The 19,194-nt window shown below is 59.9% G+C and carries 22 protein-coding genes; 7 read left to right on the forward strand and 15 right to left on the reverse strand.

Annotation, left to right across the window (positions count from 1 at the left end):
• Window positions 1-194: 194 nt before the first annotated feature.
• Together PH562_RS20140 and PH562_RS20145 are read right to left on the reverse strand one after the other, a co-directional pair.
• Complete coding sequence (locus PH562_RS20140) at window positions 195-1,109, reverse strand: flagellin N-terminal helical domain-containing protein (protein WP_113229311.1); 915 nt, start codon at window positions 1,107-1,109, stop codon at window positions 195-197.
• A 255-nt stretch (window positions 1,110-1,364) separates the two neighbouring features.
• Window positions 1,365-2,279 (reverse strand): flagellin N-terminal helical domain-containing protein, encoded by a 915-nt coding sequence (locus PH562_RS20145; protein WP_113234034.1) that lies wholly within the window; start codon window positions 2,277-2,279, stop codon window positions 1,365-1,367.
• Between the two features lie 332 nt (window positions 2,280-2,611).
• On the opposite strand from PH562_RS20145, the gene PH562_RS20150 reads away from it, so the two are divergent.
• Window positions 2,612-4,555 (forward strand): O-linked N-acetylglucosamine transferase, SPINDLY family protein, encoded by a 1,944-nt coding sequence (locus tag PH562_RS20150; protein WP_285175274.1) that lies wholly within the window; start codon window positions 2,612-2,614, stop codon window positions 4,553-4,555.
• A 52-nt stretch (window positions 4,556-4,607) separates the two neighbouring features.
• Here PH562_RS20150 and fliP read toward each other — a convergent pair whose 3' ends face one another.
• From fliP to flgF, 13 genes are all read right to left on the reverse strand, one after another.
• Complete coding sequence (fliP, locus tag PH562_RS20155) at window positions 4,608-5,366, reverse strand: flagellar type III secretion system pore protein FliP (RefSeq protein ID WP_285175276.1); 759 nt, start codon at window positions 5,364-5,366, stop codon at window positions 4,608-4,610.
• Window positions 5,363-5,857 carry a flagellar basal body-associated FliL family protein gene (locus PH562_RS20160; protein WP_285175279.1) on the reverse strand — a complete coding sequence of 165 codons (495 nt, stop codon included), beginning with the start codon at window positions 5,855-5,857 and terminating at the stop codon, window positions 5,363-5,365. The genes fliP and PH562_RS20160 overlap by 4 nt, the downstream gene beginning before the upstream one ends.
• Window positions 5,858-5,880: 23 nt before the next feature.
• Window positions 5,881-6,594: a flagellar basal body L-ring protein FlgH gene (flgH, locus tag PH562_RS20165; protein ID WP_113229314.1), complete on the reverse strand. Its 714-nt coding sequence runs from the start codon at window positions 6,592-6,594 to the stop codon at window positions 5,881-5,883.
• On the reverse strand, window positions 6,591-7,130 hold the full coding sequence (locus tag PH562_RS20170) for a MotE family protein (protein WP_285175281.1): 540 nt from the start codon (window positions 7,128-7,130) through the stop codon (window positions 6,591-6,593). Before PH562_RS20170 ends, flgH begins: the two co-directional genes overlap by 4 nt.
• Window positions 7,127-8,245, reverse strand: coding sequence for a flagellar basal body P-ring protein FlgI (locus tag PH562_RS20175; protein ID WP_113229316.1), 1,119 nt, complete (start codon window positions 8,243-8,245; stop codon window positions 7,127-7,129). The genes PH562_RS20170 and PH562_RS20175 overlap by 4 nt, the downstream gene beginning before the upstream one ends.
• Window positions 8,242-8,727, reverse strand: a complete 486-nt coding sequence (gene flgA, locus PH562_RS20180; protein ID WP_374821788.1) for a flagellar basal body P-ring formation chaperone FlgA — start codon at window positions 8,725-8,727, stop codon at window positions 8,242-8,244. Before flgA ends, PH562_RS20175 begins: the two co-directional genes overlap by 4 nt.
• Window positions 8,728-8,761: 34 nt before the next feature.
• Complete coding sequence (gene flgG / locus PH562_RS20185) at window positions 8,762-9,550, reverse strand: flagellar basal-body rod protein FlgG (protein ID WP_113229405.1); 789 nt, start codon at window positions 9,548-9,550, stop codon at window positions 8,762-8,764.
• 96 nt (window positions 9,551-9,646) lie between these two features.
• A complete protein-coding gene (gene fliE, locus PH562_RS20190) occupies window positions 9,647-9,997 on the reverse strand; it encodes a flagellar hook-basal body complex protein FliE (protein WP_285175286.1) in 351 nt (116 codons plus the stop codon).
• A complete protein-coding gene (gene flgC / locus PH562_RS20195; protein ID WP_092709099.1) occupies window positions 9,994-10,410 on the reverse strand; it encodes a flagellar basal body rod protein FlgC in 417 nt (138 codons plus the stop codon). The genes fliE and flgC overlap by 4 nt, the downstream gene beginning before the upstream one ends.
• A 16-nt stretch (window positions 10,411-10,426) precedes the next feature.
• Window positions 10,427-10,819, reverse strand: coding sequence for a flagellar basal body rod protein FlgB (gene flgB / locus PH562_RS20200; protein WP_113229319.1), 393 nt, complete (start codon window positions 10,817-10,819; stop codon window positions 10,427-10,429).
• Window positions 10,820-10,938: 119 nt separating this feature from the next.
• On the reverse strand, window positions 10,939-11,484 hold the full coding sequence (locus PH562_RS20205) for a flagellar protein (protein ID WP_113229406.1): 546 nt from the start codon (window positions 11,482-11,484) through the stop codon (window positions 10,939-10,941).
• Window positions 11,485-11,568: 84 nt separating this feature from the next.
• Window positions 11,569-12,954: a flagellar protein export ATPase FliI gene (gene fliI, locus PH562_RS20210; protein WP_113229320.1), complete on the reverse strand. Its 1,386-nt coding sequence runs from the start codon at window positions 12,952-12,954 to the stop codon at window positions 11,569-11,571.
• Window positions 12,955-12,966: 12 nt separating this feature from the next.
• On the reverse strand, window positions 12,967-13,701 hold the full coding sequence (gene flgF / locus PH562_RS20215; protein ID WP_285175292.1) for a flagellar basal-body rod protein FlgF: 735 nt from the start codon (window positions 13,699-13,701) through the stop codon (window positions 12,967-12,969).
• Window positions 13,702-13,924: 223 nt separating this feature from the next.
• Here flgF and motA point away from each other — a divergent pair, with 223 nt between their 5' ends.
• The 6 genes from motA (at window position 13,925) to PH562_RS20245 (ending at window position 19,160) form a co-directional block, all read left to right on the forward strand.
• Window positions 13,925-14,797 carry a flagellar motor stator protein MotA gene (motA, locus tag PH562_RS20220; RefSeq protein WP_095433943.1) on the forward strand — a complete coding sequence of 291 codons (873 nt, stop codon included), beginning with the start codon at window positions 13,925-13,927 and terminating at the stop codon, window positions 14,795-14,797.
• Between the two features lie 2 nt (window positions 14,798-14,799).
• Window positions 14,800-15,747 (forward strand): FliM/FliN family flagellar motor switch protein, encoded by a 948-nt coding sequence (locus PH562_RS20225; protein ID WP_374821935.1) that lies wholly within the window; start codon window positions 14,800-14,802, stop codon window positions 15,745-15,747.
• 63 nt (window positions 15,748-15,810) lie between these two features.
• Window positions 15,811-16,347, forward strand: a complete 537-nt coding sequence (gene fliN / locus PH562_RS20230) for a flagellar motor switch protein FliN (protein WP_113229323.1) — start codon at window positions 15,811-15,813, stop codon at window positions 16,345-16,347.
• 50 nt (window positions 16,348-16,397) lie between these two features.
• A complete protein-coding gene (gene fliG / locus PH562_RS20235) occupies window positions 16,398-17,441 on the forward strand; it encodes a flagellar motor switch protein FliG (protein ID WP_113229324.1) in 1,044 nt (347 codons plus the stop codon).
• 193 nt (window positions 17,442-17,634) lie between these two features.
• Window positions 17,635-18,714: a flagellar biosynthesis protein FlhB gene (gene flhB, locus PH562_RS20240; RefSeq protein ID WP_285175299.1), complete on the forward strand. Its 1,080-nt coding sequence runs from the start codon at window positions 17,635-17,637 to the stop codon at window positions 18,712-18,714.
• 5 nt (window positions 18,715-18,719) lie between these two features.
• Window positions 18,720-19,160, forward strand: a complete 441-nt coding sequence (locus tag PH562_RS20245) for a hypothetical protein (protein ID WP_113229326.1) — start codon at window positions 18,720-18,722, stop codon at window positions 19,158-19,160.
• Window positions 19,161-19,194 lie beyond the last annotated feature (34 nt).

Genomic DNA, 19,194 nt, shown 5'->3' on the forward strand with positions numbered 1-19,194 from the left:
CCCACAGGCGGCAATCCATTGTCGCCTAAAACGAGACAAAGTCATAAGACAAGCGGTTTTCCGTCCGGGATTGCGTGAAGCCAAAGAGATGGAGCGGCTGGATTTCCGCGCCAAAACGAAAACCGCGCCTTCCGGAGAAGGCGCGGCAAAGTCGTTTTCCTGTATGGCCAGCCAAGGCGTGCTGGCGCTTCCTATTAACGGAAGAGCGACAGGATCTGCTGGGTCGAGGAGTTGGCGATCGACAGGGACTGAACGGCCAGCTGCTGCTGCGTCTGCAGAGCGGAGAGCTTGCTCGATTCTTCTTCCATGTTGGCGTCAACCAGCTTGCCAACGCCCGACTGGATCGAGTCGGAGAGCGAGGAAGCGAAGGTCGTCTGCAGGTCGATGCGGCTGGAAACCGAACCGAGCTTCGAACCCAGGCTGGTCATGGAGTTCAGAGCGGTCTGAACCATGTTGAGCGCGCTGGAGATCTGACCACCCGTCATGTTGGTGATGTCGAGGCTGAAGACCGAAGCGCCGACGGTGGTGTCCTTCGTGCCGAGAATGCCCGAAGCTGTGTCGATCGTGCCGGCTGTATTGGCGCCGAACAGAACGTTGCCGGTTGCGCCGGTGTCGAAAGCGTAAGAGGTCGAGCTGATCGAAACGGTGCCGTTGGTGCCGCGGATGAAGGACGATACGACCGAAGCGGAATCGCCGCTCTTGGCCATGACCCAGTTTTCGCCGTTGAACGAAGCCGACTGGGCAACGCTCTGCAGCTGCTGCTGGAGCTGCGAGATTTCTTCCTGGACCGACTTCTTGTCGACCGACGGTTCCATCGCGGTTGCAAGCTTGTCCTTGATCTGGCCGACGATGTCGATGGCGCTGGTGACGGCGGTGGTCGCCGTGTCAACCTTGGCAGCGCCGAGACCGAGAGCGTCGGAAACGGCGCCGATGGCGCTGTTGTCGGACTTCATGCTGGTGGCGATCGACCAGTAAGCAGCGTTGTCGGAAGCCTTGGAGATGCGCAGACCGGAAGAAACCGCGCTCTGCGTATCCTGCAGGTTCGTGCCGATAGTGCGCAGCGTCTGGAGAGCAGCCATTGCGGCGTTGTTGGTAAGAATGCTCGTCATGATATTTGCCCCTTTGGCAGTGGTTGGATAAGGGACATTCCGGACCTAAAACCGGTAACGGCATTCAGCATCATGCCTGCTAACCAAATTCGTTAAGGTTAACTCGCCGCTTCGATGGTCTTAAGAAACAGCAATATAGTTAAGAAAAGCTGAACTGCGTTTGGCCTAAAAATATAAAAAAAACCGCGCCTTAGGCAGGCGCGGTTAACTTGTTGTTTAGGATTTTCGACCAACGCGCAGCGTTGGCGCTTCCTATTAACGGAAGAGCGACAGGATCGACTGGGTCGAGGAGTTGGCGATCGACAGAGACTGGATGGCCAGCTGCTGCTGCGTCTGCAGAGCGGAGAGCTTGCTCGATTCCTGTTCCATGTCGGCGTCAACCAGCTTGCCAACGCCCGACTGGATCGAGTCGGAGAGCGAGGAAGCGAAGCTCGTCTGCAGGTCGATGCGGCTGGAGATGGAGCCGAGCTTCGAACCCAGGCTGGTCATGGAGTTCAGAGCGGTCTGAACCATGTTGAGCGCGCTGGAAATCTGGCCAGACGTCATCTTGCTGATGTCGAGGCTGAAGACCGACGCGCCGACCGTGGTGTCCTTCGTGCCGAGGATGCCCGAAGCCGTGTCGATCGTGCCGGCTGTATTGGCGCCGAACAGAACGTTGCCGGTTGCGCCGGTGTTGAAGGCGTAAGAGGTCGTGCTGACCGAAACGGTGCCGTTGGTACCGCGGATGAACGAGGAAACAACAGAAGCCGAGCCGTTGTTTGCGGCCATGACCCAGTTTTCGCCGTTGAACGAAGCCGACTGGGCAACGCTCTGCAGCTGCTGCTGCAGCTGGCCGATTTCTTCCTGAACGGAACCCTTGTCAACCGAGCCTTCCATGGCGGTTGCAAGCTTGTCCTTGATCTGGCCGACGATGTCGATCGCACTGGTGACGGCCGTCGATGCGGTGTCAACCTTGGCAGCGCCGAGGCCGAGGGCGTCGGAAACGGCGCCGATGGCGCTGTTGTCGGACTTCATGCTCGTGGCGATCGACCAGTAAGCAGCGTTGTCGGACGCCTTGGAGATGCGCAGGCCGGAAGAAACAGCCTGCTGCGTGTTCTGCAGGTTGCCGCTGATGTTCTGCAGCGTCTGGAGGGCGGCCATTGCGGAATTGTTGGTGATAATGCTGGTCATAGAGTTGTCCCCTGGAAACTGGATACAAAAGGAGGACATACCGGACTGGAAATACCGGCGATGACGGAGCAGCTTCATGCCCCTCGATCCATTTTCCTAGAGGACCAAACCCGTCATGTCGCGAGGAAGGTCGCACCCATTGCTTGCCAATTTCTTAAATCAGAAGCCGGTGGACACCGCCTCTCTGGAACGTGGCTAAGAATCCGTAAAGGCAATTTCGACCGGTGCTTCGGTTTCAGGCAAGCTCCGTGAGGGATCATGAAGCGAATCCATGATGCCGGCCCTCGCCTTTCGGCGGAAGCCAGTCAACATATCGCTCGGAGTTCTCGCTCGTGAATACGAAAAATGCCTTTGTGACAGCGTCCGGCTTCTATCAAAAGGGCCAATATACACGCGCCCTCGAAACGCTGAACGAGCTGCTGAACGTCGACAGGTCGCCCAAGACCTATGCGCTGCTGGCAAAGACGCTGCTGAAACTCGGTTTCCGATCGGATGCCGCGAGCGCCTACGAGCTGGCCGGCCGGCAAAAGCCGCAGCGCGACGACTATCTTCGGGAAGCTCTGCTGCTGCATGGCGATTGCGGCAACGACGATCAGGCTCTCGCGATCGGAAGTCTGATCCTGCCCCTGGCATTCAAGGATCCGGACCTTGCCTTCGTCCTTAGCCGCATCTTCCTCGGCCGCCAGCAAAAAGACCTGCTGACCGGCTTCAAGACGGTGCTCGTCGAAGGGCCGGAACTCAAGCATCGCCAGATGGCCGCAAGGTTGCTGACCGACGATCTCTATGACGAAAGCAACCGGCATATCGTCACGACCCTGTTCAAGAAACATCCCGACCATGTCATTTTCCGCGCGCTCTACCTGATCTTCGCGCGCGAGGTGTCCGATCTGGCCGTCGTCGAAAAACATATGGCACCGGTCATGGCATCGCTTGCACAGGGCAAGCTCGATCATGTCATTCCCGACAATCCCTTCTTCCATCTCCACTGGTGCGGCGACGAGGCGCTTAACAAGCTCGTGGTCCACGACACCGATCCATTGCCGGCGGGCCATGCAGAAGCCCGCCGTAAGCTGCCGCATACATGGGGCGGCAAGATCCGCATCGGCTATCTCTCCTCCGACTTCTGGCCGGGGCATGCGACGATGAAGCTGATGCAGCGCGTCCTCGAGTTGCACGACAAGGATCGGTTCGAAATCACCCTTTTCGACCACTCGGAGGCGGCTCACCAGAAAGAGGAAGCTTTCGACTATTCGGCGCTGGGGACGACGGTCGACATTCGTGGCCTTTCCAACCAGGCCGCAGCAGAAGCGATCCGCGCCCGCGGAATCGACATTCTCGTCGACCTCAAGGGGCATACCAAGGGAAGCCGCGCTTTCATCCTCAACTACATGCCCGCTCCGATCCAGGTCGCCTGGCTGGGCTTTCCCGGCACGACGGTCAACATCGACCTCGATTACATCATCGGCGACCATTACGTCCTGCCGGATCAGTCGAAGGCGCATTTCTACGAAAAGTATTGCCGCCTGCCCGAATGCTACCAGCCGAACGATCCGCTCAACCGCCCGAAGCCGCGGCCGACAACGCGTGCGGAGCACGGGCTGCCCGAGGACGCTTTCGTCTACGCTTCCTTCAACGGCAACCGCAAGATCACGCCGCAGATGGTCGACGTATGGTGCAATATTCTCAAGCGCAGCAAGAACAGCGTGCTCTGGCTGCTGTGCAACGGCCCTCGGGCGGAAGCCAATATCTGGTCGCGCCTCGAAGCCCGCGGCGTCAACCGCAAGCGGGTCGTCTTTACCAGCCGCATTCGCTACGAGGACCATATCGACCGCCAGCAGCTTGCTGACCTCGGCCTCGATACCTTCCCCGTCAACGGCCATACGACGACCTCGGAACAGCTCTGGGGCGGCCTGCCGGTTCTCACCATCAAGGGTACCAATTTCGCTTCGCGCGTGAGCGAAAGCCTACTGAATGCCATCGGCCTGCCGGAACTGGTGGCTGACGACGTCAAGGCCTATGAAGACATGGCGGTGCAGCTCGCCGGCCAGCCGGAGCGGATTGCCCAGTTCAAGGAAACGCTGGCGGCCAATCGCTATATCAAGCCGCTCTTCGATGCCGAACGCTTCACGCATCATCTGGAGAAGGCCTTCGAGATGATGGCGGCACGGGCCAAGCAGGGGCTTGCACCCGATCACATGGATGTGCCAGCACTGCCGGCGCGCTCGGAACCGTTCATGGAAGACGACCAGAACTCGGCGGCAATCGCCGCCGAGTAAGTTTCAGCGATCATCGGCGCGAGAGCTCCGGTGATCGCCTTCCGTCGTAATATCAGTGGAAAGAGCGGACGAGGCTGCCGACCAGAAGGTTCCAGCCGTCGATCAGCACGAAAAAGAGAATCTTGAACGGCAGAGAGATCGAGGTCGGCGGCAGCATCATCATGCCCATCGCCATGACGATGGTCGAAACGATCAGGTCGATGACCAGAAACGGCAGGACCACAAGGAAGCCGATTTCGAAGCCGCGGCGAATTTCCGAGATCATGAAGGCCGGGATGAGGACGCGATAATCGATCTTGTTGTCGATCACGGTCGTCTGTCCGCGTTCCTGCGCGAGATCGACGAAAAGCTTCAGGTCCTTGTCGCGCGTGTTGTTGGACATGAAGGTGCGGAAGGGCTCGGCGATACGCTGCACTGCGTCCGCTTCCGAAATCTGATTGGCGAGCAGCGGCTGCACGCCATCCTTCCAGGCCTGATCGAAGGTCGGCGACATGACGTAGAAGGTCATGAAAAGGGCAAGGCTCAGCAGGATCATGTTCGACGGCGTCGTCGCAAGACCCATGCCGGTGCGCAGGATCGAAAACGCGATGATGAAGCGCGGAAAGCTCGTCACCATGATCAGGATACCCGGCGCGATCGACAGGATCGTCAGGAGCCCGAAGGTACGGATGATCCAGGCGGCAACCGAGCCGTTGACCGGCGCGTTCAGCAGATCGGTGGGAAGCTGTTGCGACAATTGCTGCGCCGCCGCCAGCTCAGGCGACAATGCTGCAATGACGAATATGAACAGGGCAAGTGCTAATCGACTCATTCGATCACGAAAGTTCTGAAGATAACTTTCGATACCCGTCCTTCGGAGCGCAGGTCAACACGCTCCTGAATGTCATCCCGAAGATATTGCAGGCCGCGGGCACCTTCGATCTGCTGCAGGGAAACCGTGCGGATGTAAGCAAGGATATCCTGATGGACTGCCTGGGCGAGCTGCGCGTCCGGCGGCCCCTTGAAAACCAGCGCCAGCTCCAGCCTGATCCAACTCTGCGAGGGATAAGCGAGATTGGTGGTGATCGGATCGAGCGCAATGATGCCGTTTGCCTGGGCGGCTGCCGCAGCCTGCTTGCTGTCGCCGCCGGCCATTGCAATCGCCTGCACGGCAGCGGTGGCCTCCTTGATCCGCGGCGCCACCATGGTTCCCAGTACCCAGCCGCCGCCGCCGCCGAGCGCGGTCAGCACCAGTAGCCCGACGATCATCATGATCATCGGCGATCCCTTGCCCTTTGCCGGTTCGTCCGAGGCTGCTGCCATATCCCTATCCGTTCACTGTCAAATCAGAGCGGCGAGAGCAGGTCGACGGCCTGCTGCCCCCTCGGCGGCTGCTGTATTTCCGTCAAGCGGCCACGGCCGCCATAGGAGATGCGGGCCTCGGCGATCTTGTCGTAGGAAATGGTGTTGTCGGAGGTGACGTCCTGCGGCCGGACGATGCCGGCGACGTTGAGAATGCGGATTTCCTGGTTCATGCGCACTTCCTGCGAACCGCTGATCATCAGGTTGCCGTTTTCGAGAATGCCCGTCACGACAGCTGCGACCAGAAGGTTGATCTGCTCGGAGCGCTGCATCTTGCCCTTGCTATCCGTGCTGGTGTCGGAGCCCGAAGTCGCGTCGGCATTGGTGCTTGGCTGCCAGCCGAAGATCTTGGCGGTAATGTTCCAGTTCATATCGCTTTTGTTCGTGCGATTGCGATTGGTCTCGTTGTCCCAATTCGCCTTGTCGTTGATCTGAATCGTAACGGTCAGGATGTCGCCGACATTGAGCGCGCGCGCATCCTTGAAGAGGGCGGCCTGCGAATCGTTCCAGAGCGAATAGCCCTGCGCGACCTGATGAGGCCGCTTCGGATACTGCGACATCTGCGGCGTCTGCGCATATTGCAGGCCGCTGCCGATCGGACTCATGGCAGGCGCCCTGCCGATTTCCTTGAGGGCCTGCGACTGGCAACCGGCGAGGAAGACGACGATTGCGCAGGCGGCCGTAAGACGCGTGTTCATGAGGGGTCCTTCGACTTCGATGTATTCGGGTCGGATGCGCTGGCGATGATATTGGTGATGACGGCTGCCTTCTTCGCATCCATTTCCGCGAGGATCAGGCTCGACTGACGCGCGGAAAGCTTCATAATGATGGCCGCTGCGACAACTGTCCTCACATCGTTGAGGCTGGCAGCCGCCGCATCCGGCTTCATGTTCTTGTAGATATCGACCAGGCCGAGATCCGCTGTCTTGAGAAAGTCGTCGCGCTTTTTCAGCCAGTCCTCGTATTCGGCCTTGCGCTTGTCCATGGTGGCGATGCGCTGATCGACATCGGCCTGCAGCTTTTCCAGCTCCTGCTTCTGCAGCAGGTAGCGCTGATCACGGGCGGGATCGGCAATGTTGGTGCAGAACTGACGAATCTCGTCCTGGCTGGAGGCCGGATCGGTAACCGGCTTCGGGGCTTCCTGCGCCAAAGCCGTACCAAGCGACAAGAGCAAGATGCCCGCCGCAAGACTGCAGGCAATCAGCGCATTTCTTGCGATAGTGGTCAATATCATTGCAATACGAGCTCCGCTTGCAGCGCGCCGGCCGACTTGATGCCTTGCAGGATGGCGATGATGCCGTCCGGCTTGACGCCGATATTGTTGAGACCGGAGACCAGCGTCTTCAGGTCAGGCCCTTCCAGCACCGCCACGCGGCCGCCGCTCTTGGTGGCGGTGATATCGGTCTGATCCTGGATCGCCGTCTGGCCATCGGAGAAGGGTTCCGGCTGGATTACCTGCGGGTTCTCGCTCACCTGCACGGTCAGCGTTCCGTAGCTGACGGCGACCGGCGAGACGCGGACATCGGCGCCGATGACGATCGTTCCGGTGCGCTCGTTGATGACGACCTTGGCCGGCGTATCGGTCTGGACGTTGAGATTTTCGATGTCGGCCATCAGCCGCGTCAGGTCCGCCATCTTCGGCTTGGCGATCGTCACCTCCTGCGAATCCTTGGCTTCCGCGATCGGCGCACCGAAACGCGAGGTCGCCCAGGTATTGACCGTGTCGGCGATGCGAATTGAAGTGGAAAAGTCCGGATTGCGCAGCTGCAGGACCAGATTGACGGAATCCTTGAAGCGCGACGGCAGTTCGCGCTCGATGATGGCGCCGCCGGGCACGCGGCCGGCTGTCGTGACACCTTCGGTCACCGTGGCAGCGGCGCCCTGCGCCTGGAAGCCGGATACGATGACCGAGCCCTGCGCCACGGCATAGATCTGCCCGTCGGCGCCGCTGAGCGAAGTCATGATCAGCGTACCGCCGCGAAGCGACGTCGCATCGCCGAGCGAGCTGACCGTCACGTCGATGCGGCTGCCCGGGCTTGCAAAGGGCGGCAGGTTCGCCGTCACCATGACGGCGGCGGTGTTCTTGGCGGCGGATTGGCCGCCCTGCGTCGAGATGCCGAGGTTCTGCAGCATCGCGCGCATGGACTGCTCGGTAAAGGGCGAGGAACGCAGACCGTCGCCGGTCCCCTGGAGACCGACGATCAGGCCGTAGCCGATCAGCTGGTTGTCGCGGCCGGATTGCAGCGACGCGATGTCCTTGATGCGCGATTGCATCGCGAGAGCCGGATCGGCGACGATCAGGCTCGGCAATGCGAACAGGATTGCGAGTAGTTGACGAAGCCGTTTCATTTCGCGACCACGCGGATCGTGCCGTTTTGGAGGACCGTGCCGTTGACGATGATGCCGGAGTCCATATTGCGGGCGCGGACATTGTCGCCGACGGCGCCATCATCCAGCGGCGTGCCGGCTGCCGTGATCGTCATGCTGCCCATGCTCATCACCAGACGGACGTTGGAGCCGCGCGTTACCGCATAGGGCTGGCGCAGCGCGGAGATGGAGATGGTGCGGCCGGGAAGAAGCGTACGCTTTGACACCAGACCGGTGACCTCGCGGAGCCGCTTGGCATAGTCGCCACTCAGATTTGGATTGGTGACCTCGACCTCTTCGAGCTGGCCGCTGCTGATGATATCGCCCGGATAGATCGTCTCGGTCGGCACCACGGCGGTTCCGAAGCTGGAGCCGTCGGCGCTCATTGCGCCGGCCGGCGCAGCCGACGCGAATACGACGGAGAGGCTCGCTGCGGCGAACCATGCCATTGCCAAGCTTTTCATCCGGCGAAACCTCATGTTCGGCCCGTCCCTCTTGCTACTTCAGGTTCTTGCTGACGATCTGCGCCATTTCGTCGGCCGTCGTGATGACCTTCGAATTCATCTCGTAGGCGCGCTGCGCGGTGATCAGATCTGTGATTTCCTTGACCGGATCGACATTCGACGATTCCAGATAATTCTGCTTCAGATAGGCGAAGCCGTTCTGGTTCGGATCGGAAACGACGGGATCGCCCGAGGCAGGCGTCTGCGTGAAGAGGTTGCTGCCCATCGGCTGCAGGCCGGCTTCATTGACGAAATTGGCGATCTGTAGCTGGCCGAGCACCGTCGGCGTGGTCGCCGTACCGATGATCGCCGACACCTGGCCGGACTGGCTGATGGCGAGGCTGCTGGCATTGTTCGGGATCGTGATGCCCGGCTCCAACACGTTGCCATCAGGCGTGACGATCTGGCCGGTGTCACTCTTGTTGAAGGAACCGGCGCGGGTGTATGCGGTCGTGCCATCGGGCATCTTGATCTGGAACCAGCCGCGACCGACGAGCGCCACGTCGAGCTCGTTCTGGGTCTGCGACAGCTCGCCCTGGACCTGGATATTGCGCACGGCTACGGTCTGAACGCCAAGGCCGATGTTGGCGCCTTCCGGCACGACTGCCTGGTTCGGCCTGTTGGCGATGCCCTTGGCGCGCTCGGTCTGGTAGAGAAGGTCGGAGAACTCGGCGCGCGAGCGCTTGTAACCCGTCGTATTGATGTTCGCGATGTTGTTCGCGATCACTTCGAGATTGGTCTGCTGGGCGTCCATGCCCGTCGCGGCAATTGCGAGCGCTCTCATGCTTTCGTCCTTCGAGCCAGGGCGGACCTTCGAAACCGCGAAGCGGCTTGCGAACAACTCACGCCAAATCAATTAATTAGAGCGGGAAACCCCGCGCTAGATCTGCATCTTCGTAATATCGAGGAACGCCGAGACCACCTTGTCGCGCAGTGCGATCGCGGTCTGCAGGGTCTGATCGGCCTGCATGACCTTATCGACGACTTCGCGGGTACTCATCGTGCCCTTGATGCCGGCGAAGGAGGCGTTTTCAGCGTCCTTCAGCGAGTTGATGGAATCCTTCGCGACATTCGACATGACCGAGGCGAAGCTCATTCCTGCATCGACGCCCGCGGCAACGGCCGGCGAGGCATTCAGAGCGCTGGAAGCGGCGGAGGTCAGATCCGTGGCGATGCTGCCAAGGCCGCGGGTCGCCGAAAGAGAGGCTATATTCTTAACCGAGTCGATCATTGGTTCTTCAGCAGATCAATAGTGGAGGAGATGAGATCACGGGCCTGTCTGACCGTCTGCAGATTGGCCTCGTATGAACGATTGGCCTCCCGCATGTCGGCCATCTCGACGAGGATGTTGACGTTGGGCATCTTGACGTAGCCCTTCTGGTCGGCCGCCGGATTACTGGGATCGTATTCTTCGACGAATTTGCCCGTGTCCTGGCCCAGTTTCTTGACGCCGACCGTGGTCAGGCCATTGGCGCGATCCATTTCGGCACCGAACGTTACGGTCTTGCGTCGATAGGGATCGGCACCGGGCGTATCGCCCGTCGAGCGGGCGTTGGCGATATTTTCGGAGACAATACGCAGACGAGTCGATTGAGCCTCCAGGCCGGAGCCCGCAATCTTCAATGCGGCTGATAAAGGGTCCATGACATCTTCACTTCATCTATTGTTTTACGGTCATCAACATCATGCGATGAAAGGAGCCGACGAGAGCGGTGTTCAAGCTGTACTGGCGCTTGATGTCACCGGCCTTGGCGAGCTCGTCTTCCAGGCCGACGGTGTTACCCGACTCCTGGACACCAATTTCCTGATTGAGCGGCGCTTCCTCTACGTTGACGTTGCCGCTCGTGCTGAATTCGCTGCCCGAAAGATGCGCGGGATTGGTCCGGACCATACCGACGTTCTGGTTGTCCAGAACGGCCTGGAATGGCGTGACATCCTTGGCGTGAAACTTCGGCGTATTGGCATTGGCGATATTGCCGGCAACAACCTGCTGACGTACCTGGAGCCACTCGGCTTGCCGCGAGGCCAGGTCAAAGAGCTGAATGGGTTGCATGGGCTTCTCTCCGTTCTTACACTGTGAATCTAGCGGGATAATCTTGCGTGGGACTTGCGAGAAATGCGTTCCTGTAAAGTCTTCGAAGTGCCTGAAATCCGGGCGATTCCGGGTTTTCCTCAATTGTTGCCATAGACATCGCCCGTCGAGGTGACGATGACCCATTTTCCCTCTCGCTGTTCGATCGAGGCCAACCGACTGTTGTCAGGCAAAACAGATCCGACTCGCACGACATACATGCCGGTGTCGTCCTCGATCAGCGCGCGGCCATTGGCGACATGCAGCAGCTGGAAGGCAGACTTGCCGGGAAACGGCTGCTGATCGGCCGGCTGCCCCTTGTCGTCCTCACGGCCGGCATTGCTGACCGTCGCCGTCGTCAACGGATCGGGAATCAAATCTTTCGGCTGGTCAGGATTCTTGTTGACCATGGCGAGCGGCGACACGCTGACGATCGCGCGGCCAGGCCAGTTCGGCAAATCGCGGGTGCGATCGCCTTCGGCCACCTGAATGCCGAACTTGTCCGGGTTCAGAAAGACGTACCAGGGGAAGAAGGCAGAGGCGCCGGCAAGCGCCAGTCCCGTAAAGGCCAGAGCCTTGTCCGCAACGGTTCGCCTTCTCGCCGATTTCGGCGGGGCGACCGGTTCGTCAGCGTCGGATTCTTTCACTTCTGGCCCCTTTTTCGGCATGACATTCGGCGATATCCGGCAGGCTGCGGACAAGGAAAATCGAGGTAGTGCTGTGCATGACCATCACTTGGCTCTGGCGGGAACACCGCTCGAAGCGTTTCTGAGGGCCGTCGCAAGATCGGTGAACGCATCCGCCGACGGCTCTTCGCCCGGCGTCTGCTTCAGTATGTCGTAGATGATCGGCACCTGACGCACGGCGATATCGAGATCGGCGTCGGCTCCCTGGCGATAGCCGCCGATCAGGCGCAGGTCGCGCGTTTCCTCGTAGCGGTGTACCAGCGCCTTCAGGCGAGAAACCAGCTTCTCCTGATCCGAGGTCCAGGCCTTGCGGGCAAGACGCGAGACGGATGCGAGCGGATCGATCGGCGGATAGCGCCCCTCCTCGGCAAGGCTGCGCTGCAGGACGATGTGACCGTCGAGAATGCCTCGGGTGGAATCGGCGATGGGATCGTTATGATTGTCGCCATCGACGAGGATGGAAATTATGGCGGTGATGGTGCCGGTCCCCTCCGGTCCCGGGCCTGCCCGCTCGAGAAGGCGTGGCAACTCGGTAAAGACGGATGCCGGATAGCCGCGTGCGATCGGCGGCTCGCCGGAGGCAGTCGCCACTTCGCGGATGGCATGGGCAAAACGGGTGACGCTGTCGACGATCAGAAGAACGTTATCGCCTTTGTCGCGGAAATGTTCGGCGATGGTGATGGCCGAGAGCGGCGCCATCTTGCGCAGCATCGGGCTCTCGTCGCTGGTCGCAACGACGGCGACCGATTTCTGCATGTGGGAACCCAGCGTATCCTCGATGAATTCGCGCACTTCGCGGCCGCGTTCGCCGACGAGCGCGATCACCACCTTGTCGAAGGCTTCGGCTCTCGCCAGCATCGACAGCAGCGTCGACTTGCCGACGCCGGAGCCGGCGAAGATGCCGAGGCGCTGACCAAGGCAGAGCGGCGAGAAGATATCGATGGCACGGACGCCGGTCTTGAAACCGGTTTCGACGCGCTTGCGCGTCATCGACGGCGGGGCCGTGTTGGAGATCGAACGCGCTTCGAGACCCGCGGTCAGCGGTCCCAGCCCATCGATCGGCTCGCCGAGCGAGTTGATCGTGCGGCCGCACCAGCTGTCATCGGGCGCGATGCGGAAGGCACCTTTACGGATGATGGTGTCCTGGATACCGATCGGTTCGCCCGGCTCGATCGGACAGACATAGGTGAGATCAGGTTCGACGCGAACGACTTCGCCGAGGTGGACGCCCGTCGGCGATCGATGCGCGACGAAATCGCCGAGGCGCACCTGCCTGGAAAGGCCGGCAACCGTATAGTGTCCGGCAGCGATGGTGCGCACATGACCGCCATGGGCCACGGCATTCTCCGCCATCGCATACTGGCCCGCCAGTACGGCCATATGCGAAAGCTTCAGCGACACCGCGCCCTCCGGCAACCGATCCTCGACCATGACAAGTCCTCTTTACTGGCTACCGCCGAGGGTCTTGATGGCGTCGGTAAGCGTGCCTTCACTGCTGCTGGTGAGCGTGCTGATATTGTCGAAGGCGCGGCTGACCTCGATCAGATTGGTCATTTCCCGCATGCCGTTGACGTTGGAGTTTTCGAGATAACCCTGTGCAATGCCGATATTCGAGCGGTCGATGACAGGCTGTGGCGTATCGGTCAGCAGGATGCCGCTGTTTTCGTAGCGCAGGAAGCCCTTGCTGACGTCGGCGCTATAAAGGCCGATCTGACCCATGCTGCGGCCATTCTGCGTGATCGTGCCGTTCGACGCGACGCTCGGCGGACCGCCAGCGGGGTCGAGCTGGATCGGCGCACCGCCAGGATCGAGGACCGGGAAGCCACGCGTGGAAACCAGCGCGCCGCTTTCGGTCATGGTGAAGCGGCCGTCGCGGCTCAACACCAGGCCGGCCGGCGTGTTCATGCCGAAATAGGCGTCGCCCTTGACGGCGAAATCGAAGAGATTGCCGGTGTTCTGAAGTTCGCCATTGTCGGTGGAGAGATAATCGTTGCCCTGCGAGACGAAGGCGACCTTGGCGTTGAGCTTGTTTTGCGTATTGCTGAGGACCTGATCGAACTTGACCTCGGTACCACGGAAACCCGTCGTATTCACGTTGGCCAAATTGTCGGCGATCGTCGTCAGACGCCGCTCGAGCGCCATCTGGGACGACAGCGCGACATAAATACCAGACTGCATTTTCAACGCCCTCCGGACATTGGAGAATAACGGGAAAGGAAACGCCGTCGGCGCTCCTACATTTCGTTAGCGGGGCATGGATGCCCTTACCCGCCATCCTGCAGGGCTTGGCTTGTGCGAAGCTGACAAGGCAAAAAGGACGTTCAGGGGCCCATCGAACAGCCTCACGCAAGGCAGGTCCCCTAGTTCATCGTATGAAGCAACGTTCAGGTGTGGACCGACGATGAATATTATTATCGGATTTGTAGTGACCTGCGGCTGCATCATAGGCAGCTTCATGGCTATGGGCGGAGACGTAGGCGCGCTGTTCCAGCCCTTCGAATTTGTCATTATCGCAGGCGCCGGTCTCGGCGGCTTCATCATGGCCAATCCGATGAAGGTGGTGAAGGATTCGGGCAAGGCGCTCGGAGAGGCCTTCAGCCACAAGGTGCCGAAGGAGCGCGACTATCTCGACACGCTCGGTGTGCTCTACGCCCTGATGCGCGACCTGCGCACCAAGTCGCGCAACGAGATCGAAGCCCATATCGACAACCCGGATGAATCGACGATCTTCAAGGCCGCTCCGACGGTTCTGAAGAACAAGGATCTGACGGCTTTCATCTGCGACTATGTCCGCCTCATCATCATTGGCAATGCCCGCTCGCACGAGATCGAGGCGCTGATGGACGAAGAGCTCGAGACGATGCAGCACGACAAGATGAAGCCTTATCACGCGATCACGATCATGGGCGATTCTTTCCCGGCGATCGGTATCGTCGCCGCCGTTCTCGGCGTCATCAAGGCGATGAGCCACATCAACGAATCACCCGAGGTGCTCGGCCACCTCATCGGTTCGGCGCTGGTCGGCACCTTCCTCGGCATCATCCTGTCCTATTCCGTCTGCGCGCCGCTGGTCTCCCAGATCAAGGTCGTGCGCAACAAGCAGCACCGCCTCTACGTCATCGTGAAGCAGACGCTGCTTGCCTACATGAACGGATCCGTGCCGCAGGTGGCACTCGAATACGGCCGCAAGACCATCTCCTCCTACGAGCGCCCCTCGATCGATGCGGTCGAGCAGGAAATGATGAACCCCGGCGGTGAAAGCAAGGCAGCCTGACGATCATGAGCCAGCAATCCGCGCACAGGGCACAAACGATGGACCGCACCCTTTTTGCCAAGCTCACGGGCAATCTCGGCGATCAGGCGACGCTTGCAAAACTCGGCACAGCCTTCGCCCAGGTCTATGCCGAATTCCTGCCCGACGTCATCAAGAGCGAGACGGGCCTTGATATCAACATCGCCTATGCCGGCTGTCAGTCCGGCTCGATGAACGAGCTGATCGCCGGGCTTGGCGGCGGCCACGCCTTGGTCAACGGTTCGCTGCGCAACTGGGCGCCGAATTTCATTCTCGGCTGCGGCGCCGGCTTCATCATGACGCTGATGGAGCATATGCTGGGCGCGCGCGCCGAAGATATGGAAGCGCCTGTCGCCCGATCGCTTTCAGTGATCGAACTCGATCTTTCCGTCATGGTCTTCGAAAAGATCGCTAAAGTGCTCCGCTCGGCAGTGAATGCAGCCGGCGGTTTCGAGCCCTACCTCGATCCACCCTACAATATCGAGGACCGCCCGGCCGCCATCGGTGACAACGGTAACGATTTTGCCGCCGCGATTACGATGACGATCTCGCTTGGCAAGTCGATTTCGCAGATCGTTATCATCGCACCCCAACGAGATCTGCTGCGCACCGTCGTCAGCACGCCTCGCGCCAAGAACCCGACAGCCGCTTCCCAGGCATGGTCGGAGCAGCTCAGCGAGCAGGTCCGTCGCTCGCAGGTGACGCTCGATGCGCGAATCCGGTTGGAATCGCTGACGCTCGACACCATTTCCAAGCTCGCGGTCGGCGATATCATTCCCTTCATGGACACCGGCGATGTCCGCGTCGAAGTCAGCGCCAACAGCAAAGACCTTTACATCTGCGAATTCGGCCGCTCTGGCGAAAATTATACGGTGCGCGTCAAGGACAACGTCAATTCCGACGACGAGCTTCTCAGACACTTGATGAATTGATCGGCTGGCGCGTGATCCCGCACACGGCAGCTTGAGGCAAGTTTCAACTGGAATAGTGATTTCATGGCTACGAAGACGACACAGCAAAGCAGCGAGGAATCGCTGGAGATTTCAAACAGCGACGCCGCCCTGGACGAGGCCATCGATGGTCTGCGCGGCGTCCTGAAGAAAGATAACGAAGGCAGTCTGCCTGATTTCGACGCCGACGCATTCGGCGCGCAAACAGGAACGGATCTTTCCACCTTCGGCGATTTCGGCGACGACAATTCCGCTCCGGCCTTCGATGACGGCGAGTTCGGCGGCGTTTCCGCAGCAGCCGCACCGGCTGCCCCCGGCAGCGCGCTGACCGCCAATATGGACCTGATCATGGACATCCCGATCGACGTCCAGATCGTGCTCGGCAGCAGCCGCATGCCGGTATCCGGCCTGATGAACCTGACTGAGGGCGCCATCATCGCGCTCGACAAGAAGATCGGCGAACCGGTCGAAATTACCGTGAACGGCCGCAAGATCGGCCGGGGCGAGATTACCGTTCTGGAACATGACGACACCAGATTCGGCATCAAGCTCACTGAAATTTATAACGCAAAGAAAAGCTGAACCCGGCTCAGGATGAGCCCACTCCCCCTTGCGGGACGGAGACGAAGACCATGATGGACTTTGACGATTTCAGCGGCGCAATCGCCGAGAAACCGTTATCTCAGACTGAAAAGGCAGCCGCCGTCCTTCTCGCCATGGGCAAGCAAGTGGCAGGACGGCTGCTGAAATACTTCACGCAGAACGAGTTGCAGATGATTATCGCCTCGGCGCAATCATTGCGGCTCATTCCGCCGGACGAACTGGCGCAGCTCGTGGCGGAATTCGAAGACCTCTTCACCGAGGGCGCCGGCCTCATGGATAACGCCAAGGCCATCGAGAGCATTCTCGAAGAGGGCCTGACACCGGATGAGGTCGACAGCCTGCTGGGCCGCCGCACCGCCTTCCAGGCCTACGAGACGTCCATCTGGGATCGCCTGGGCGAAGCCGATCCGGTCTTCGTTGCCAAGTTCTTCCTGCGCGAGCATCCTCAGACGATCGCCTATGTGCTCTCCATGATGCCTTCGGCCTTCGGTGCCAAGATCCTGCTGCAGCTCCCTGAAGCCCAGCGCGCCGACATCATGAACCGCACCGTCAATATCAAGGATGTCAGCCCCAAGGCTGCTCAGATCATCGAGAACCGCGTTCTCGGACTGATGGCCGAGATCGACGCCGAACGCAATGCGTCCGGTTCCACGAAGGTTGCCGACCTGATGAACGAACTCGACAAGCCGGTGGTCGATACCCTGCTGAGCTCGCTGGAATCGATCAACAAGGAATCGGTCGAGAAGGTTCGCCCGAAGATCTTCCTGTTCGACGATCTCACCCGCATGCCGCAGCCGAGCCGCGTCCTGCTGCTCAACGACATCGCCGCCGACATCCTGACGATGGCGCTGCGGGGATCGGGCAACGAAATCCGCGAGATCGTGCTGTCCTCGATCAGCCCGCGTCAGCGCCGCATGATCGAATCCGACCTGCAGATGGGCAATGCCGGCATCAATCCGCGCGAAATCGCGATTGCCCGGCGTGCCATCGCCCAGGAAGCCATTCGTCTGGCCAACTCCGGCCAGATCGAGCTCAAGGCCAAGGAAAATACGCCTGTGGAAGAAGCCGCATAAGCGCGACGCGACTCAGCTAAAACGTCATAGACTGACAAGCTCTACGGCGCCGCGCGTCACATGTGACGCGCAAGGGTCGCCGTAGCACTTTAAGTCTGCTGCATAATTCCTCAAATCGATTCCGATTTGAGGAATTATGCCGAGGGCTGCGCATGATGCGCGGCCTCTTTCCGTTTCGTAAAGGGCAGCTGCTTTGGCTGACGAAGACAAGGACAGTAAAACAGAAAAACCGACGGAGAAAAAACTCCGCGATACGATCGAGAAGGGCAATGTCCCTCACTCCAGGGAAGCAACGCTCTTTGCTTCCATGCTCGCGACGGTCATCTACGTCACCTTCTTTCTGCCCGAGCGCATGGGCCGCATGGGCGAGGTTCTGCGCGACCTCTTCGAAAAGCCGGATCAATGGCAGCTGGAGACAGGCCCCGATGCCATCTCGCTGTTTACGCGTATAGGCTGGGAAATCGGCAACATGGTGCTGCCGGCCGTGGTGCTCTTCTTCACCTTCGGTATCGGCGCCTCAATCTTTCAGAACCTGCCGACCCCCGTTCTCGAACGCATCCGGCCGCAGTTTTCGCGCATATCGCCGGCGAAAGGTTTCACGCGCATTTTCAGCGCGACCGGCATGGTGGAGTTCGGCAAATCCCTCGCGAAAATCGTGCTGGTCGGCATTGTGATGTTTTTCGTCCTGCGGAGCCAGTATTTCCATGCGATCGATTCGATGGTGTCGGACCCGCAGACCATCTTCGTGCGCCTGTCGACGATCGTTCAGCGTATCCTGATCATCGTGCTGATGGCGACCGTGGTCGTCGGCGTTGCCGACCTGTTATGGAGCCGACACCACTGGTTTGACCAATTGAAGATGACGAAGCAGGAGATCAAGGACGAGCACAAGCAGTCGCAGGGTGACCCGATCGTCAAGTCTCGACAGCGCTCGATCGCACGCGACCGCGCCCGCCGGCGCATGATGAAGCAGGTGCCGCGAGCCACTCTCGTCATCGCCAACCCGACTCACTTCGCCGTCGCGCTGCGCTATGTGCGTGAGGAAAACGACGCCCCTGTCGTCGTCGCTAAAGGCCAGGACCTGATTGCGTTGAAAATCAGGGAGATAGCCGAGGCCAACAATATTCCCGTTTTCGAAGACCCGCCGCTCGCACGCTCCATGTTTGCGCAAGTCTCGGTTGATAGCGTCATACCGTCAGTATTTTACAAGGCTGTCGCAGAACTCATCCATCGGATCTATGCCGCGCAGTCGAATAGAAAACGGGTACGATAAACCAAATGAAAAAATGCCCCTACTCTGCCCAACGTGAACAAATACTAGCCGAAGCCATCAGCCCGGTCGCAAGCGAGTTGCGCCTCCTCGATGCCGCCGATCTGATCTCGCTGCTGCGCTTCGAACGATACGGCAATCTCGATGACCTCGTCGCCTCGGCCGCCGAGCTCTATTTTCTTCCGGGCGTGGTCAATTTCGGGCTCGGCGGCGACTACAAGCTCGATTGGGGCGGGCCGGCGGAAGTCACGCTCGATCTGGAGATCAAGCCGCGGGGCGTCACCATCTATGCCAAGCTTTCGCTCGCGGATCATCATGCGGGCATCGAGATCAACCACATTGCTTTCGACAAGGCCTCCGTCGATCCCGACGAGAACACGGCACTGCTCGCCCGCAGCCTAAGGGACGCGCGTTACGTCGTCCGCGGCGAGGCCGCACACGCATTCTGACGAAGTCCTTTTTCAAAAATCGGCAAAATGATTC

This window comes from Rhizobium centroccidentale, assembly GCF_030182565.1.
GTDB lineage: Bacteria > Pseudomonadota > Alphaproteobacteria > Rhizobiales > Rhizobiaceae > Rhizobium.

What these genes read in the sequence shown, in the direction of transcription:
- motA (WP_095433943.1), top strand. Translation starts at nt 13,925, where the DNA reads ATGAATATTATTATCGGATTTGTAGTGACCTGCGGCTGCATCATAGGC.
- flgG (WP_113229405.1), bottom strand. Translation starts at nt 9,550, where the DNA reads ATGAGAGCGCTCGCAATTGCCGCGACGGGCATGGACGCCCAGCAGACC.
- fliN (WP_113229323.1), top strand. Translation starts at nt 15,811, where the DNA reads ATGGCTACGAAGACGACACAGCAAAGCAGCGAGGAATCGCTGGAGATT.
- PH562_RS20160 (WP_285175279.1), bottom strand. Translation starts at nt 5,857, where the DNA reads ATGGCAGCAGCCTCGGACGAACCGGCAAAGGGCAAGGGATCGCCGATG.
- flgH (WP_113229314.1), bottom strand. Translation starts at nt 6,594, where the DNA reads ATGAACACGCGTCTTACGGCCGCCTGCGCAATCGTCGTCTTCCTCGCC.
- PH562_RS20145 (WP_113234034.1), bottom strand. Translation starts at nt 2,279, where the DNA reads ATGACCAGCATTATCACCAACAATTCCGCAATGGCCGCCCTCCAGACG.
- fliE (WP_285175286.1), bottom strand. Translation starts at nt 9,997, where the DNA reads ATGATCGACTCGGTTAAGAATATAGCCTCTCTTTCGGCGACCCGCGGC.
- PH562_RS20170 (WP_285175281.1), bottom strand. Translation starts at nt 7,130, where the DNA reads ATGATATTGACCACTATCGCAAGAAATGCGCTGATTGCCTGCAGTCTT.
- fliG (WP_113229324.1), top strand. Translation starts at nt 16,398, where the DNA reads ATGATGGACTTTGACGATTTCAGCGGCGCAATCGCCGAGAAACCGTTA.
- flgC (WP_092709099.1), bottom strand. Translation starts at nt 10,410, where the DNA reads ATGGACCCTTTATCAGCCGCATTGAAGATTGCGGGCTCCGGCCTGGAG.
- fliP (WP_285175276.1), bottom strand. Translation starts at nt 5,366, where the DNA reads ATGAGTCGATTAGCACTTGCCCTGTTCATATTCGTCATTGCAGCATTG.
- fliI (WP_113229320.1), bottom strand. Translation starts at nt 12,954, where the DNA reads ATGGTCGAGGATCGGTTGCCGGAGGGCGCGGTGTCGCTGAAGCTTTCG.
- flgA (WP_374821788.1), bottom strand. Translation starts at nt 8,727, where the DNA reads ATGAAAAGCTTGGCAATGGCATGGTTCGCCGCAGCGAGCCTCTCCGTC.
- PH562_RS20175 (WP_113229316.1), bottom strand. Translation starts at nt 8,245, where the DNA reads ATGAAACGGCTTCGTCAACTACTCGCAATCCTGTTCGCATTGCCGAGC.
- flgB (WP_113229319.1), bottom strand. Translation starts at nt 10,819, where the DNA reads ATGCAACCCATTCAGCTCTTTGACCTGGCCTCGCGGCAAGCCGAGTGG.
- PH562_RS20245 (WP_113229326.1), top strand. Translation starts at nt 18,720, where the DNA reads ATGAAAAAATGCCCCTACTCTGCCCAACGTGAACAAATACTAGCCGAA.
- flgF (WP_285175292.1), bottom strand. Translation starts at nt 13,701, where the DNA reads ATGCAGTCTGGTATTTATGTCGCGCTGTCGTCCCAGATGGCGCTCGAG.
- PH562_RS20140 (WP_113229311.1), bottom strand. Translation starts at nt 1,109, where the DNA reads ATGACGAGCATTCTTACCAACAACGCCGCAATGGCTGCTCTCCAGACG.